Annotated in this window: 15 protein-coding genes; 6 read left to right on the top strand and 9 right to left on the bottom strand. The window is 66.6% G+C overall.

The window, feature by feature from the left end; genetic code table 11:
- Positions 1-127 precede the first annotated feature (127 nt).
- Positions 128-619, bottom strand: coding sequence for a molybdenum cofactor biosynthesis protein MoaE (locus PMI14_RS02435; protein ID WP_007849071.1), 492 nt, complete (start codon positions 617-619; stop codon positions 128-130).
- A complete protein-coding gene (locus tag PMI14_RS02430) occupies positions 616-846 on the bottom strand; it encodes a hypothetical protein (protein ID WP_007849068.1) in 231 nt (76 codons plus the stop codon). The genes PMI14_RS02435 and PMI14_RS02430 overlap by 4 nt, the downstream gene beginning before the upstream one ends.
- Before the next feature lie 63 nt (positions 847-909).
- Between PMI14_RS02430 and PMI14_RS02425 the strand changes: the two genes are divergently transcribed.
- The 4 genes from PMI14_RS02425 to dapA all read left to right on the top strand — a co-directional run bounded on the left by PMI14_RS02425 (position 910) and on the right by dapA (position 3,934).
- Positions 910-1,164 carry a hypothetical protein gene (locus PMI14_RS02425; RefSeq protein WP_007849066.1) on the top strand — a complete coding sequence of 85 codons (255 nt, stop codon included), beginning with the start codon at positions 910-912 and terminating at the stop codon, positions 1,162-1,164.
- A gap of 88 nt (positions 1,165-1,252) precedes the next feature.
- Entirely contained in the window at positions 1,253-2,380 is a 1,128-nt protein-coding gene (locus tag PMI14_RS02420; protein WP_007849065.1) for an acyltransferase, read from the top strand.
- A 23-nt stretch (positions 2,381-2,403) separates the two neighbouring features.
- A complete protein-coding gene (locus tag PMI14_RS02415; RefSeq protein ID WP_007849063.1) occupies positions 2,404-2,745 on the top strand; it encodes a hypothetical protein in 342 nt (113 codons plus the stop codon).
- Positions 2,746-3,028: 283 nt separating this feature from the next.
- Complete coding sequence (gene dapA / locus PMI14_RS02410; protein WP_007849059.1) at positions 3,029-3,934, top strand: 4-hydroxy-tetrahydrodipicolinate synthase; 906 nt, start codon at positions 3,029-3,031, stop codon at positions 3,932-3,934.
- Positions 3,935-3,946: 12 nt separating this feature from the next.
- Here dapA and PMI14_RS02405 read toward each other — a convergent pair whose 3' ends face one another.
- The 7 genes from PMI14_RS02405 to PMI14_RS02375 form a co-directional block, all read right to left on the bottom strand.
- A complete protein-coding gene (locus tag PMI14_RS02405) occupies positions 3,947-4,198 on the bottom strand; it encodes a MoaD/ThiS family protein (protein WP_007849057.1) in 252 nt (83 codons plus the stop codon).
- Complete coding sequence (gene glp / locus PMI14_RS02400; protein ID WP_007849055.1) at positions 4,195-5,433, bottom strand: gephyrin-like molybdotransferase Glp; 1,239 nt, start codon at positions 5,431-5,433, stop codon at positions 4,195-4,197. Before glp ends, PMI14_RS02405 begins: the two co-directional genes overlap by 4 nt.
- Positions 5,430-5,975, bottom strand: coding sequence for a molybdopterin-guanine dinucleotide biosynthesis protein B (gene mobB, locus PMI14_RS02395; RefSeq protein ID WP_007849053.1), 546 nt, complete (start codon positions 5,973-5,975; stop codon positions 5,430-5,432). The genes glp and mobB overlap by 4 nt, the downstream gene beginning before the upstream one ends.
- Before the next feature lie 136 nt (positions 5,976-6,111).
- A complete protein-coding gene (thrC, locus tag PMI14_RS02390; protein WP_007849050.1) occupies positions 6,112-7,542 on the bottom strand; it encodes a threonine synthase in 1,431 nt (476 codons plus the stop codon).
- A gap of 40 nt (positions 7,543-7,582) precedes the next feature.
- Positions 7,583-8,917: a homoserine dehydrogenase gene (locus tag PMI14_RS02385; RefSeq protein WP_007849047.1), complete on the bottom strand. Its 1,335-nt coding sequence runs from the start codon at positions 8,915-8,917 to the stop codon at positions 7,583-7,585.
- A gap of 11 nt (positions 8,918-8,928) precedes the next feature.
- Complete coding sequence (locus tag PMI14_RS02380; RefSeq protein WP_007849046.1) at positions 8,929-9,972, bottom strand: DUF1176 domain-containing protein; 1,044 nt, start codon at positions 9,970-9,972, stop codon at positions 8,929-8,931.
- Between the two features lie 37 nt (positions 9,973-10,009).
- On the bottom strand, positions 10,010-11,245 hold the full coding sequence (locus PMI14_RS02375) for a pyridoxal phosphate-dependent aminotransferase (RefSeq protein ID WP_007849044.1): 1,236 nt from the start codon (positions 11,243-11,245) through the stop codon (positions 10,010-10,012).
- A 143-nt stretch (positions 11,246-11,388) separates the two neighbouring features.
- On the opposite strand from PMI14_RS02375, the gene PMI14_RS02370 reads away from it, so the two are divergent.
- Positions 11,389-11,766, top strand: a complete 378-nt coding sequence (locus PMI14_RS02370; RefSeq protein ID WP_007849042.1) for an Mth938-like domain-containing protein — start codon at positions 11,389-11,391, stop codon at positions 11,764-11,766.
- 189 nt (positions 11,767-11,955) lie between these two features.
- Positions 11,956-12,441 (top strand): peroxiredoxin, encoded by a 486-nt coding sequence (locus tag PMI14_RS02365; RefSeq protein ID WP_007849039.1) that lies wholly within the window; start codon positions 11,956-11,958, stop codon positions 12,439-12,441.
- The last annotated feature ends 200 nt before the right edge of the window (positions 12,442-12,641 follow it).

Raw genomic sequence — 12,641 nt, 5'->3', positions numbered from 1 at the left:
CATGGGGACTTTCGGGGGCCATTTCAAGCATCCCGGGGGATGGGCAGGCCTGCGGCGGCACTTTTCCCCCCTCTTGCGCACCCGCTTCTGCAGCGCAGCGCAGCACAGCGCACGAAATTACCAACATTTACATATCCACGTTGTCCGCAGCAATGCACCAGCGGGCCAGGGCCGCGTCGTCGCTCACGCGCGCATCGACCCAGCGCGCGCCCGCCGGCGTGACCTCCTTCTTCCAGAACGGCGCCTGGGTCTTGAGGTAGTCCATCAGGAACTCGCAGGCCTCGAAACTCTGGCCCCGGTGGGCGCTGGTGACCGCGACCAGCACGATCTGGTCGAGCGGCTGCAGCAGCCCCACCCGGTGGATCACGCGCACGCCGAAGAGCTCGAAGCGCCCGAAGGCCGCATCGACCATCGCGGCAATGGACTTCTCGGTCATGCCCGGGTAATGTTCCAGTTCCAGGGAGGCCACGTCATCGCCATCGTTGCGGTCGCGCACCGTGCCCACGAAGGCGCACACCGCGCCCACGCGGCGGTCTCCGTGGCGCAGCGCAGCCACCTCGGCGGACAGATCGAAGTCTTCCGTCTGGATGGAGACGCTGCATGCCTGGGGCGACGTCATGGCGAGCGGTGCAGGCGGGGGGCGGCCAGCAGGGCGCGCTCCTCTTCCAGCACTTTTTCCAGTTGTACGAGTGCGGGCGTGCGCGGCAGCTTGGCCACCAGGGCCTGCAAACGCGTGACGTCGGTCACCGTCGGGGCCACTTTCACCTGCGCAATGGCCGCCGGGTGGTTGCCGGACTGGATCAACGCCAGTACCTTCGTGGGCCATTCACTCTTGGGTTTTGCCATGGATCTGTTTTTTCTGAAAAAAGAGGTCGATTGTCTGTAGCATCCGGCAGAACTGTACCCCCCATGGCCACACAAACCATCACCACCGAAAAATACAAGCTCTACCCCTCGCCGCGCAACCGCACGAAGGATATCTTCACGCACGAGGTGTTCGTGCCCTACCCCTATGCCCTGGTGGACCTGGACAGCATGGACCTGTCGGGCAAGACCACGCTGTTCGCTGCCTGCCGGCTGTCGGACATGAAGATGGGCCAGGTGGTGACCTTCGAGCTGGCCGCCGACCGGGCGAAGTTCGAGCGGCTGTTCACCCCCGACTGAGCCGCCAGGCCTGTCGTCCACCCTTGATTCCAACGGCGTTCCCCCGGGTCGCCAACCCGTCCCGGACGGGCGGAACGACCTCCTTTCCATGAAATTTTCAGACATCACGCAGCGCCTGCAATCGGTAGAACACGACAACAACATCGATGTCCTGCGCGCCTGCGCCATCCTCTCGGTGGCGTTGCACCACTTTGCGGCCTACTCCGGCATCCCGGTGCCGCTGTTCGGCCCCGATGGCGGCGGCATCGGCGTGCAGCTGTTCTTCCTGATCTCGGGCTACCTCATCATCCAGAGCGCCGAGCGCAACTCCCTGGGCGACTATGCCAAGGCCCGGTTCTTTCGCATCTTCCCGGTGTACTGGGTGGCCCTGGTGGGCATCGTGCTGGTCGAGATGGCACTGGTCCCCGGCTTTCGGCAGCTGGTGGTCAGCGACTACCCGCATTTCCTGCTCAACCTGCTGAACCTGCAGCAGCTGTCCGTGCGCAGCAGCCTGTACTTCGACCGCGTGCACGTGGGCTGGACGCTCACGGTGGAGCTGTTCTGGTACGCCATCGTGCCGGTGCTGGCCCTGGTGGCGCACCGGCTGCGCTGGCGGCATTTCTGGCTGGGCGTGCTGGCCCTGTCCACCCTGCTGTCCGTCGTCTGGATCAAGACGGCCAACACCGGTGCGCTCGACTTCCTGTACCTGGGCCAGGCACGCCGCCTCGGCCTGGAGTTCTCGCCCGTGCTGCAGCATGCGCTGATCAAGTCCAACATCGTGGGCTACCTGTACTTCTTCGTGATGGGCACGGTGATCTATCGGTACGAGGCGGTGCTCAAGCGCATCCCCAGCAGCATCCTGTGGCCCGTGGCGCTGCTGCTGATCGTGCTGTGGTCGCAGTGGCAGGTGGTCGTGGGCCTCGCGCCGCAGCCGCTGGCTGCCGTGGGCCTGGCCTGCGTGTTCATCCTGCTGCTCAAGCTGCCGCCCATCAAGGACGTGCTGGTGCGCTACATCGGCAAGATTTCGTACTCGCTGTACCTCGTCCATGCCAAGGTGATGCTCGTGGTCTATGTCAACCTGCAATGGTCGGGCGCGGGTGCCCACCTCGCGGTCGTGGTGGCCGCCCTGCTGCTGGCCACAGTGCTGTACTACACCGTGGAGCAGCCCATGATCGAGTACGGCAAGCGCTTTCGCAGCACGCGGCGTGTCGGCACTGCCGCCGCCACGGCGAACTGACCCTTCTCTCCCGCCTCCCTGCCATGCACGACGACGACAACCAGATCCACGTTCCCCCTTCTTTCATGGCCGTGTACAGCGACGCCCGCCAGCGCCTGCGCGAGCCGGCCAGCGTGGTGCGCACGCGCTACGAGTTGTGCGAAGACCTGGCCGGGCACCTGGTGGAGCATGCGCAGACGCTGTACCACGTGCAGGCGCCTTCCGAGACCGAGATCCTGCGGCGCATCCATGCCGGGCTGTGCACGGGCGAATCGGGCGTGTCCGTGCCCGAGGCGACCTGGATCGTGACGCGCCTGGCCGAGTTGCTGGTCTGGCAATGCCCCGAGCTGCTGCCTCCTGCCGAGCCCGCCCCGCAAGCAGGCTGACGCGCAGGCCCTTGCACGGGCTCCGGCTCTTGCCGCTATACTGCGCGCCATGACCACCCACTGCACCCTGGCACTGAACACCGCACATGCGGTGGCCGTGCACTGCGTGGTCAAAGCCAAAAAACCAGAGCTCATCTGACCGGAGCTGTGGTTCCGTCCGGATGAGCGACGGAACCCCTGGCAGAAAGACAGCTCCCTCTTCCCCTCTCTCCTTTCTCTCCCGGTATTCCGCGCGCGCAGCCTGGCGGTTCTTCCTTGGTCGAACCTGAAAGGATGTTTTCGCATGTCCCCCCTGACGATTGCCACGGCTGCCGTACCTGCTGCAGCCAATCACCCCGCCCACCCTGTCTTCAGCGGCCTTTGGATCGCCCTGGTCACGCCGCTCAAGGACGGCGCGGTGGACCACCCGGCCCTGGCCACCCTGACAGCCCGGTTGCGCGCCGAAGGCGTCTCCGGCTTCGTCGCCTGCGGCTCCACCGGCGAGGCCGCAGCCCTGGACAAGGCGGAGCAGTTGCAGGTGCTGGAAACCGTGCTCGAAGCCGCTCGCGGCCTGCCCGTGGTGATGGGTGTCTCGGGCTACCACCAGGGCCAGGTGCTCGACCAGGTGCAGGCCCTGGCGCGCTACCCGCTGGCGGGTCTGCTGGTGTCCGCACCGCACTACATCCGCCCGTCACAAGACGGCCTTCTGCACTGGTTCCGCGCCATCGCCGACGCCAGCGCGGTTCCTGTGGTCCTCTACGACATTCCCTACCGCACGGGCGCCACGCTCACCACCGAGACGCTGCTGGCACTGGCGGCACACCCCCGCATCCAGGCCATCAAGGACTGCGGTGGCAGCTCTGCCAAGACGCAGGCCCTGATCGCGGATGGCCGCCTCCAGGTGATGACCGGTGAAGACGCGCAAATCTTCAACACGCTGGCGCTGGGCGGCTCCGGCGCCATCTCTGCCTGCGCGCACTGGCAGACGGCGCAGTTTGTGGAACTGGTGGGCTTGCTGCGCGGGGGCGATCTGCCCCAGGCCCGCCGCGCATGGCAGGCCCTGCAACCATGGATCGAGGCCTGCTTTGCCGAACCCAACCCCGCCCCGCTCAAGGCCATGCTGGCGCACGCCGGAGAGATGCGCAATGAACTGCGCGCACCCATGATGGTGGCCTCGCCAGCCCTGGTGCAGCGCCTGCTGGCGCTGTAGCCAAGGAAGGGATCAACCGCCCGTGACCGGCGGGAAGAACGCCACTTCGGCGCCTTCGTGCAGGGCGGCGGCCTCACCGCTCATCACCTGGCCGAGCGCCATGCGCACGGCCCGCCCGCGGGCCAGGCTGGCGGCATGGGCGCCGCCGCGCGCAATCAATTCGTCGCGCAGCCCGCCCAGGGTGCCAGCAGCGGTGTCCACCGCCTCGCTGCCTTCGCCGATGGCCTCGCGGATGGAGGCGAAATAGCGCACAGTGACTTTCATCCCAGCAGCTCCGCAAAGGCAATGAACTGCACCGTATCGCCCGGTGCGATCGTCTGGCCGGCAGGGTTGTCCACCACGCCGTCGCCCCAGGCAGCAGACGTGAGCACGCCCGAGCTCTGGTTGGAAAACAGGTCCAGCCCGCCCGCTGCGTTGTGCCGCACGCGCAGAAACTCCCGGCGCTTGTCGGCCCGGGGCCAGGCGAAATGCGCCGTGGCGGGCAGCGCGCGCGGGGCCACGGCCTGCACGCCCTGCAGGCGCAACAGAAAGGGCCGCACCAGCAGGGCAAAGGTCAGAAAGCTCGACACCGGGTTGCCGGGCAGTCCCATGAAGTGGGCGTTGCCGACCCGCCCGTAGGCGAAGGGCTTGCCCGGCTTCATGGCAATCTGCCAGAGGTCCAGCGTTCCGAGCGACTCCACGGCGGGTTTGATGTGGTCCTCTTCCCCCACGGACACACCGCCGCTGGTGAGGATCAGGTCATGGGCCTCGCTCGCCTGCTGCAGGGCCTGCACGGTCGCATCGCGCCGGTCGGGCACGATGCCCAGGTCGGTCACCTCGCAGCCCAGGCGCAGCAGCATGGCGCGCAGGAAGAAGCGGTTGCTGTTGTAGATGGCGCCCGGGCGCATCTGCTCGGGCGGCACATCTCCCGGCATGACCAGTTCGTCGCCGGTGGAGAACAGCGCCACGCGCGGGCGGCGCGCCACCTGCAGCTGGTGCAGGCCGATGCTCGCCGCCAGGCCCAGTTCGGCGGGCGCCAGGCGGGTGCCGGCGGACAGCACCACGGCGCCGCGCGTGATGTCTTCACCGGCCCGGCGTATCCACTGGCCGGCGGCTGGCACGGCGTTGATGCGCACGCTGCTGCCATCGTCCAGGGCTTCGCAGTCTTCCTGCATCAGCACCGCATCGGCGCCTTCGGGGATCGGTGCCCCGGTGAAGATGCGCGCGGCCGTGCCCGGCTGCAGGGGGGCGCCCGCGCTGCCGGCGGCAATGCGCTGCGACACGGGCAGCACCGTGCCTGCAGCGGCCACGTCGGCGCGGCGCACGGCGTAGCCGTCCATGGAGCTGTTGTCGTTGGGAGGCACCTGCAGGGACGAGATGGCGTCCTGGGCCAGCACCCGGCCGTCCGCATCGAAGGTGGTGACCGTATCGGTGCCTGCCAGCGGCGTTGCGCGTTCCAGCAGCTCGGCCAGTGCGTCGGCCAGGGACTTGAGGGGCTTGAAAGCGGTGAGGGGTCTCATTGGTGCAGGTCCCAGTCGTATTCGAAGCGCTCGGCATAGTGCAGCAGCCAGTCCACGACCTGGGCCGGGTCGTTCAGGTCGAGCAGGGGCAGGCCGGTGGGCACGGGCAGTTGCTCCGGCGCGTCAGTGGCCACTGCGGCCACGAAATCGTCCTCGGCGTAGCGCACCGGCTTGGGTGCCTGGCCGGCCTGGGGCGCACGCCAGACCTCGACCTTGAGCAGGTCGCTGTCCTTGAAACCTTCTACCAGCACCCAGTCCACGCCCTGGTACAGCTCGGCCAGCAGGTGGTGCACGGTGAGCTCGGCCGGGCGCTCGAACTCGCGCACCAGCGCCAGGCGGCGGTCGGAGGCCGCCACCACCTCGAAGGCACCGGCCTCGCGGTGGCGCCAGGTGTCCTTGCCCACATGGTCGATGTCGAAGCTGTGGTGCGCGTGCTTGACCACCGAGACCCGCAGACCGCGCAACCGCATCTCGGGAATGAGCTGCTCGACCAGCGTGGTCTTGCCGCTGCCGGAAAATCCTGCAAAACCTACCACCTTCATCCCATGCTCCTGCGCAAGGCCATGGCATCCATGGTCCACCAAGCTCCGTCACAGAGCGACAGGGACCCCCCAGGGCGTCCCGAACGACAGGCACCCATTGCCCGGCGCACCCAGGGCGCGGCGGGAAGGGGGTGCCTCACTGGCAGTGGCGCTCGATGTAGGCCTGCACCTGGCGCACATCGGCCGGCATGACCTGCACGCGCTTGGGCAGGTCTTCGATGCCGGCGAACTTCGCAGGCCGGTCCGGTGCCTGGCCCAGGGCCTCGACGATGGTTTCGGCGAACTTGATCGGCAGGGCCGTCTCCAGCACGATCATCGGCACCGCCGGGTTGCTGTGGTGCTCCAGCGCCACCTTCACGCCATCGGCGGTGTGGGTATCGATGGTCACGCCATGGCGCTGGAAGTTGTCGCGGATGGTAGCCAAGCGGTCGGCATGGGTGCTCTTGCCGCTCTCGAAGCCGTAGCGGGTGGCGGCCTCGGCAAAGTGCGGGTCAGCGCTCAGGTCGAACTTCCCCTCCTTGTTCAGCGCATCGCCGAACAGGGCCTTGGTGCGCGCGCCATCGCGGCCCAGCAGGTCGAACACGAATCGCTCGAAATTGCTGGCCTTGCTGATGTCCATCGAGGGGCTCGATGTTTCGTGCGTGTCCGCACTGCTGCGCACGCGGTACACGCCCGTGCGGAAGAACTCGTCGAGCACGTCGTTCTCGTTGGTGGCCAGCACCAGTTTCGCGATCGGCAGGCCCATGGAGCGCGCCACATGGCCCGCGCAGATGTTGCCGAAGTTGCCGCTCGGTACCGTGAAGCTGACCTGCTGGTCGTTGGTCTCGGTGGCCTGCACGTAGCCGGCGAAGTAGTAGACCACCTGCGCCAGCAGGCGCGCCCAGTTGATGGAGTTGACGGTGCCGATCTTGTACTTGCGCTTGAAGGGCAGGTCGTTGCTCACGGCCTTGACGATGTCCTGGCAGTCGTCGAACACGCCTTCGATGGCGATGTTGTGGATGTTCTCGTCCTGCAGGCTGAACATCTGCGCCTGCTGGAAGGCGCTCATGCGGCCGTGCGGGCTGGTCATGAAGACGCGCACGCCCTTCTTGCCGCGCATGGCGTATTCGGCCGCGCTGCCGGTGTCGCCACTCGTGGCGCCGAGGATGTTGAGCTCCTCGCCGCGGCGGCCCAGTTCGTACTCGAACAGGTTGCCCAGGAGCTGCATGGCCATGTCCTTGAAGGCCAGCGTGGGGCCGTTGGACAGGCCTTCGAGCCACAGGCTGTTTTCCAGGTGGCGCAGGGGCACGATCTCGCCGGTGCCGAAGACCTCGGCCGTGTACGTCTTCTCGCACAGGGCCTTCAGGTCGGCGGCCGGGATGTCGTCGATGTACAGCGACAGGATCTGGAAGGCCAGCTCGGCGTAGCCTTGCTCGTGGTAGGCCTTGCGCAGGCGCGTGAGCATGGCGTCGTCGACCTGCGGATAGTGCTCGGGCAGGTACAGGCCGCCATCGGGCGCCAGGCCTTCGAGCAGGATGTCGCAGAACTGCTTGCGGTCTGCATGGCCGCGGGTGCTGAGGTATTTCATGGGGGTTCCGTCTGCGTTCAGGGCGCGTGTGCCGGCTGCGTCAGTTGAGCTCTTCCTTGCGGATGCGCGTGATCGGGGCCAGCACGGTGGGCAGGGCCTGCATCTGGGCCAGCACGGCGTCCATGGTGCCTTCGCGCGTCTCGTGCGTGAGGATGATGAGGTCCGTTTGCGTGGAACCCTCTCCGCCGACTTCGTCGGCTTCGCGCTGCAGCATGGCGTCGATGCTGATGCCGGCCTCGGCCAGCAGGCCCGTGACCTTGGCCAGCACGCCGGCCTGGTCGGCCACGCGCAGGCGCAGGTAGTAGCTGGTGACCACTTCGCTCATGGGCAGCAGCGGCAGCGTGCCCATGGCATCGGTCAAGGTGTTGGCCTGGAAGGCCAGGTGCGGCACGCGGTGCTCGGGGTCGGCCGTGTGCAGGCGGGCGATGTCCACCAGGTCGGCGATCACGGCGCTGGCGGTGGGCTCGCTGCCCGCGCCCTTGCCGTAGTACAGCGTGGTGCCCACGGCGTCGCCCTGCACCACGACGGCGTTCATGGCGCCCTCGACGTTGGCGATCAGGCGCTTGGAAGGCACCAGGCTCGGGTGCACGCGCAGCTCGATGCCCTTGTCCGCACGCTTGGTGATACCCAGGAGCTTGATGCGGTAGCCCAGCTGCTCGGCGTACTTGATGTCGGCCGCGCCGAGCTTGGTGATGCCCTCGACATAGGCCTTGTCGAACTGCACCGGGATGCCGAAGGCAATCGCGCTCATCAGCGTGACCTTGTGGGCGGCGTCCACGCCTTCGATGTCGAAGGTGGGATCGGCTTCGGCATAGCCCAGGCGCTGCGCTTCCTTGAGCACCACGTCGAAATCCAGGCCCTTGCTGCGCATCTCGGACAGGATGAAGTTGGTGGTGCCGTTGATGATGCCGGCGATCCACTGGATGCGGTTGGCCGTGAGGCCTTCGCGCAGTGCCTTGATGATGGGGATGCCACCGGCCACGGCGGCCTCGAAGGCCACCATCACGCCCTTGGCCGATGCGGCCGCGAAGATCTCGGTGCCGTGCACGGCCAGCAGCGCCTTGTTGGCGGTGACCACGTGCTTGCCGGCGGCAATGGCCTCGAGCACCAGCGCACGCGCGATGCCGTAGCCGCCGATGAGCTCGATGACGATGTCGATGTCGGGGTTGGCGATGATGGCGCGCGCGTCGTTGACCACCTGGATGCCTGCACCCACGGCAGCCCGTGCGCGCTCCACGTCCAGGTCGGCCACCATGGTGATCTCGATGCCGCGGCCCGCGCGGCGGCGGATTTCTTCCTGGTTGCGCTGCAGTACGTTGAACACGCCGCTGCCGACGGTGCCGATGCCCAGCAGGCCTACTTGGATGGGTTTCATGGTCATAAAAATCAGGGTTTCTTGGAAACAGGGTTGGTGGGCAGGACCACCTTGGAGATTCGGACAGGCAGTTGCCAGGCGCCGCCGGCGAAGCCGCGGCACATGCTGTCGCCGGATTCGCCGGTCAGCACGAAGCCTTTGCCGTCGAAATGCCATTCCACGAGGGACCAGCAGTCACCGATGCCGCGTCCCTTCATGGAGGAGCGGATCGAGCCATCTGCCGCATCGAATTCGCCTTCGGCGTCGAGTTGCTGCGGCTGGTAGGGCGGGCGGTCGTTGGCCAGCCAGTTCAGTCCACCGAAATTGTAGGCGCCCATGGCACAGGGGATGGACAGCAGTACCTTGCGGTCGGTAAGGCGATGTACCTGCACGTCGGCGGGCTTGGGGTGATCGCCATTGCAGCGCTCGCCCACCTCCTTGGCGTCGATGGCGGCAAGCAGCGGCTTGGCCAGCGCGGCATCGCCCTTGCGTTCGGGCAATGCGCGCACGGCATGGACCACCGGCGCCGGCACAGCGGCCAGCACCGAGGACTCGGCCTGGGTGCCGCGCTTGACCAGGGCGCCCGGCGTGCCAACGCGGCCCTGGGCCTCGTCCATCTTGAGCAGCACGGCGGAGGCACCGGAGAGCGATAGCACCCACCGGTCCTTGCCCGCGGTGACGATGGCCTCCTCGTTCTTCTGCAGCGCCTGCAGCAGTGCCGCCACCTGGCCAGCAGGAATGCGCGGGATGTCGCCCGTGAGGCCGGGCAGCGAAAGCTTGCCCACCTGGAGGTTCAGCGCTGCCGGCGTGGCCTGCTCGGTCGAGACCTGCAGGTCCACCAGCACTGGCGTGCCGGGCCCGGCCTCGCGGGTCAGGCGGATGGAGACGGGTTCGGAATCACCGGCGTCGGCCTGGTAGCCCACGGCCCGGCAGGCCCGGGTGTTATCGCACTGCAGGCCCCAGTCCTTGTGCCTGAAGCCCACGAGATCCTTGTCCGCGGCCTGCAGCGGCACCAGCACCAACGCAGTCAGGCCGGCGAGCAGTGCCAGGGCTCGGGCAGCAAGGCGGTTGCGCATGGGGCAGGTCTCCTGTCGGTCAGCGGGCCGGGCCGCTTCAGGCAGCCGCGGTCTGCTGGCGCTTGCGGTACTGCTCCAGGAAGCGGGCCACTCGGCCGATGGCGTCGCGCAGGTCGTCCTCGTGGGGCAGGAACACGATGCGGAAATGGTCGGGCGCCGCCCAGTTGAAGCCGGTGCCCTGCACCAGCATGACCTTGGTCTCCTGCAGCAGCTCCAGGAAGAACTGCTGGTCGTCCTTGATCGGGTAGATGGCCGGGTCCAGGCGCGGGAACATGTACAGCGCGGCGCGCGGCTTCACGCAGGTGACGCCCGGGATGGCGGTGATCAATTCGTAGGCCAGATCGCGCTGCTTGCGCAGGCGGCCGCCCTCGCACACCAGCTCGTTGATGCTCTGGTGGCCGCCCAGCGCGGTCTGGATGGCCCACTGCCCCGGCACGTTGGCGCACAGGCGCATGTTGGAGAGCATGTTCAGGCCCTCGATGTAGTCGCGCGCCGGCTTCTTGTCGCCCGAGACCACAAGCCAGCCCGCCCGGTAGCCGCAGGAGCGGTAGCTCTTGGACAGCGAGTTGAAGGTCAGGGTGAGCACGTCCTCGCTGAGCGAGCCGATGGCGGTGTGCGTGGCACCGTCGTACAGCACCTTGTCGTAGACCTCGTCGGCGAAGATCACCAGGCCATGCTCGCGCGCGATGGCGACGATGCCGCGGAGCAACTCGTCCGAGTACAGCGCGCCCGTGGGGTTGTTCGGGTTGATGACCACGATGCCCTTGGTGCGCGGCGTGATCTTGGCGCGGATGTCAGCCAGGTCGGGCATCCAGCCGTTGGCCTCTTCACACAGGTAGTGCACGGGCGTGCCGCCCGAGAGGCTGGCCGCCGCCGTCCACAGCGGGTAATCGGGCGAGGGCAGCAGCAGTTCGTCACCGTCGTCCAGCAGGGCGTTGGTGGCCATCACGATCAGCTCGCTGGCGCCGTTGCCCAGGTAGATGTCATCGAGGACCACGCCCTTGATGCCCTGCTTTTGCGTCTCGTGCATCACGGCCTTGCGGGCCGCGAAGATGCCCTTGCTGTCCGAATAGCCGGCCGAGTTGGGCAGGTTGCGGATCATGTCCTGCTGGATCTCTTCGGGCGCATCGAAGCCGAACACCGCCAGGTTGCCGATGTTGAGCTTGATGATCTTGTGGCCGTCCTCCTCCATCTTCTTGGCCGCGTCCATGATCGGGCCCCGGATGTCGTAGCAGACGTTGGCAAGCTTGGCGGATTTCTGGACGGTTTTCATGCGCTGGAGGGTGCGGTGGAGAAAAAGTGCGGTTCGCACCAGGGTCAGCCAACGGGGCCGGCCAATGGGCGAAACCTATAATTTGACCACAGATCACCAGCGAGGCGGACCCCCGGGCCCGCGCCGCGCACCCGACGCACACCATGAAATTCCAGCCGGACAAAGCCAACGTACAAACCGTCACGGGCTATGGCCCAGGCTGGATCGGGGTGGATGGCGAAAAGATCACCCACAGCGTGATCGTCGGCTCGAACGGGCTGCGCCAGGCCTGGCCCTGCGCGCGCTACGAAGACCTCACGGCCGAGCATTTTGCCGAGCTCGCGAAACTCGATACCGAGCTGGTCATCTTCGGCAGCGGCCAGCGCAACCGGTTTCCGCCACCGGCATGGCTGCAGCCGCTGATGGCGCGCCGCCTGGGCCTGGAGACCATGGACACAGCCGCCGCCTGCCGCACCTACAACATCCTGGCAGGCGAAGGCCGCAACGTGGTGGTGGCCCTGCTGCTGGAGGCAGCGCCCTGAAAACGGGTGCACAGGACATCGCCAGGTACCGAACAGGTTCCAGCCTGTGTACTTTGGTTACAGAATGCGATTCGCGAAAGAGTCCGTTTCAGGGTAAAATCTCCGGTTGCGGTCAGGGGCCTTCCAAAAGCAATAACACCCCCACTCCCCTGGCTTATCAACGACTACATCCTGAGAGATTGAAGTGATATGGCGATCGTTGTCAACAAACCCCTCCCTGAATTTGAAGCCAACGCGACTGGTGGACTGAAGGTCTCCAACACCTCCCACCTTGGCCAAATTCTGGTTCTGTACTTCTATCCCAAGGACAACACCCCGGGCTGCACGACGGAGGCCATGCAGTTCCGTGACAAGTACAAGGATTTCGTGAAGGCCGGCGCAGCCGTGTTCGGCGTGTCGCGCGACAACATGAAGTCGCACGACGACTTCAAGGAAAAGCTGGAACTGCCGTTCGAGCTGATCGCCGACACCGAAGAGAAGATGTGCCACATGTTCGGCGTGGTCAAGAACAAGATCATGTACGGCAAGAAGGTCAAGGGCATCGAGCGCAGCACCTTCCTGATCGGCCCCGACGGCCTCCTGGTGCAGGAATGGCGCGGCCTGAAGGTCCCCGGCCACGTGGACGAAGTGCTCAAGGCCGTCAAGGGCATCAAGGCCCTGAAAAAAGCCGCCTGAAGCCGGGCTGCGGGCCGGCCCGCAGCAGCCCCGCCCACCGGGCGCCGATGTGCCACCGGGAATGGGCATAATGGGGCCAATGCTTCCGGATTCCGCAACGACCGCCCTCCCCGACAAAGCCGCCTTGGCCTCCAGGCGGCTTTTTGCTTTCTGATCCCACCACAGACCAAGGCCCCGCACACCATGCCCCTCCCCCCCGC

Origin of the sequence: Acidovorax sp. CF316, assembly GCF_000276605.1 — a bacterium.
Classification (GTDB): domain Bacteria; phylum Pseudomonadota; class Gammaproteobacteria; order Burkholderiales; family Burkholderiaceae_C; genus Acidovorax.
The sequence above is the reverse complement of the archived record's forward strand: the minus strand, read 5'-3'. Positions and strand labels throughout refer to the sequence as shown.